The organism is Paracoccus hibiscisoli, assembly GCF_005048265.1.
In the GTDB taxonomy this organism is placed as follows: domain Bacteria; phylum Pseudomonadota; class Alphaproteobacteria; order Rhodobacterales; family Rhodobacteraceae; genus Paracoccus; species Paracoccus hibiscisoli.
The window spans coordinates 1-1,681 of sequence record NZ_SUNH01000086.1 but is presented as its reverse complement, the minus strand read 5'-3'; the positions used below and the strand labels follow the sequence as shown (position 1 = coordinate 1,681).

The following is a 1,681-nucleotide window of genomic DNA, read 5'->3' as shown; positions in this document are numbered from 1 at the left end:
CCGTAGCATGTTGGGAATGACGCGCTGTTGAAGGTTATGGCCGCCTGCGCAGCCCCCAAAATTGCGCAGCAGGCGGCCATAACCGGGTCGCAGGTCTCTATGGTGGTTTTGCGAACCACACCACAGAGGAGACCGGCCATGGCCAAGGTTGAGCATACTTCGGATGCCCGTGTTCTGGTAGGCATCGACATTTCCAAGCACCGGCACGAGGTGCTGATTTCCGTCCCGGGCAAGACGCGTCGCCGGCGCCTGACGATCACCAACAGCGCCGATGACTTTATGCGGCTGATCGTAATCTTGCGGGAATATGGCTTGCCCGTCCGGATCGGCTTTGAGGCCACAGGCAACTATCACCGTGTGCTGATGTATCATCTGGGTGTCGCCGGGTTCGACCTGAAGCTGGTGTCTTCGGTCGCTTTGGCCCGGACGCGGGAGGCGCTGCACAACAGCTGGGACAGTCGAAGGGACCGTGGCCCCAGTGGGGCCGCGTAAGCCCAGAGACGATCCGAAGGATGCCCAAGTCATCTTGCATATGCTGCAGATCGGCGCGGTGCAGATCTTCCAGGACCCGATGGTGGCCGGCACGAACGACATTCAGGAATTGTCCAAGACCCATGATGCCGTGTCGCGGTCCAAGACCGAGCTGTGGCATCGCATCCTGACCCATTACCTGCCGCTCTATTTTCCGGAAGCTGACCGTTTCCACCGCAGTTCGCGGACGGATTGGTTTCTGGCGTTCCTCGAGATGTTCCCCTCTCCGCACATGATCAGCGCCATGACCAAGGAGGAGTTCACCAGGGCTGCTTGGGAGGTGGTCGGGCGCAAGGTCGAGAAGTCTCTCCTGTTGTCAGATATTTACGAGACGGCAAAGGTGTCTACCGGGCTGCCCGTATCGCCGGATTCAGACGCCATCCGAATGTTCCGCATGATGCTGGCCGAAGGGCGAAACCTGATCCGCCAACGCAATGCTATCGAAGATCGGGCGGTCGAATTGCTGGCCGAGCGCCCCGACTATCAACTGCTGCGCACCATTCCCGGCATCGGGCCGATCAACGCTCTGACGATCTTGGCCGAGACGGGTGACGTGCGCCGGTTCCAACATCACCGTCAGTTTCTGAAGTTCTGCGGCATGGATCTGGCCACCGTCCAGTCCGGCATGTTCCGCGGTCGGAGCAAGATATCGAAGTATGGCAATGCCCGTCTCCGACGCACGTTATGGCTGGCGGGCCAGACAGCGGTTCTGAAGAAGACCAACAGCTTTCGGGACAAGTTCGAACGTTACATCGCGCAGGATCGCCACAACCCAGATCTACGCCGCAAGGCCTACACCGCCATCGCCGCAAAGATGGCACGCACCATTCACGCCGTGATCAAATCCGGCGAACCCTATCGCCCCTTCTTCGAGGGGGCGAGCCCGAGCGGAAGGACCTCTCTCTCAAAGGGCCGTGGAGGCGCATGACGCGACCTCGTAGATAATGTTCGGGCCTTCCGCTTGGGATTTAGGATCTCGTCTTAAGGACGGTGAGGGCGGCAACCAGACCGACCCTGTATTTGCTATGGAAGAGACCACTTCTTGACGGCGGAGCCCGCTTGGGCAAACATCTTCAGAGCATCCGGTCACTCGGATGCCCCGTGATCTGATGCCCTAAACGGCGATTTGTTCCCGAGCTAGGACGTTGTC

General features: G+C 59.6%; 1 pseudogene. It reads left to right on the top strand.

What is annotated here, in order from left to right:
• Nucleotides 1-138: 138 nt before the first annotated feature.
• Nucleotides 139-1,459: pseudogene (locus tag FA740_RS19385) on the top strand (IS110 family RNA-guided transposase).
• The last annotated feature ends 222 nt before the right edge of the window (nucleotides 1,460-1,681 follow it).